1 protein-coding gene is annotated in these 1014 nt (G+C 44.7%); it reads left to right on the plus strand.

Annotation, left to right across the window (positions count from 1 at the left end):
* Positions 1-99: 99 nt before the first annotated feature.
* Positions 100-999 (plus strand): IS982 family transposase, encoded by a 900-nt coding sequence (locus tag Xentx_RS18110; protein WP_074021870.1) that lies wholly within the window; start codon positions 100-102, stop codon positions 997-999.
* Positions 1000-1014 lie beyond the last annotated feature (15 nt).

Here is a 1014-nt window from a genome sequence, read left to right on the forward strand (position 1 = left end):
TTAACGCGATGCTCGACTTTTATGGTGAGTTGAAATGACATAGCCGCTCCTTTATAACTTTAAGTCGTCAAAAATAGAGAAATAAAGGAACAAAAGGCTATGTCACAGCAAGATTTTATCATTTGGGTGTTTTGTTGGGTAGATGACAATTTAACGCAGTTACAGCAAGGTATGCGATTCAGAAGCCGGGGATATCCGCCTAAACTGAGCGATGCAGAAGCCATTATGATGGAAGTGGTGGGTGAATTTTTAGGATTTTCAACAGATAAAGGCATTTGGACGTACTTTAATGGCCACTGGCGCGAGTGGTTTCCGGGGCTAGGTTCACGCGCCAATTTCGCTAAACAAATTTCGAATCTTTGGGTTGTTAAACAACAACTGCAAGAAAAGCTAGCGAGGTTATTGGGCGCGCTCGACAGGCCGGTACATATTATTGACGGATTTCCGCTGCCGGTCTGTGGATTCAAAAGAGCAAAAGGCTGTGCCAACTTCAAAGGACAAGCTGATTATGGGTACTGTGCCGCCAAAAACGAGACATACTATGGCTTCAAAGGACATCTCATGATAGACGAAATCGGTGTGGTCACGGGGTTTACACTGACGCCCGCCAATATCAGTGAGCGCGAAGCAATCTGGGATGTGATCGGCTCGATAAAGGGCTGTTTGCTGGGTGATAAAGGGTATTTAGGCGTTGAATTTAAACAGGAAATGAAGATGGAGGGTATTGAAATGATTACCCCGGTGCGTGCCAATATGGATGATCCCCTCCCCAGAAAAATGAGAAGGGTCATTAACGCCAAACGTCGTTTAATTGAAACCGTGATTGGTCAACTCGCGGGACAATTTGCTATCGAGAAGTGCTGGGCACGGGATTTGTGGCATTTGAGTAATCGAATTGCCAGAAAATTGCTTTCTCACACGTTGGGTATTTTTGCCAATTTTAAACAAGGTAAAAATCAACGCGACTGGCTTCAACAAGCCAACGTTATAGGATGTTAAAGTCGAGCATCGCGT

Source organism: Xenorhabdus thuongxuanensis, from assembly GCF_001908095.1.
GTDB classification, from domain to species: domain Bacteria; phylum Pseudomonadota; class Gammaproteobacteria; order Enterobacterales; family Enterobacteriaceae; genus Xenorhabdus; species Xenorhabdus thuongxuanensis.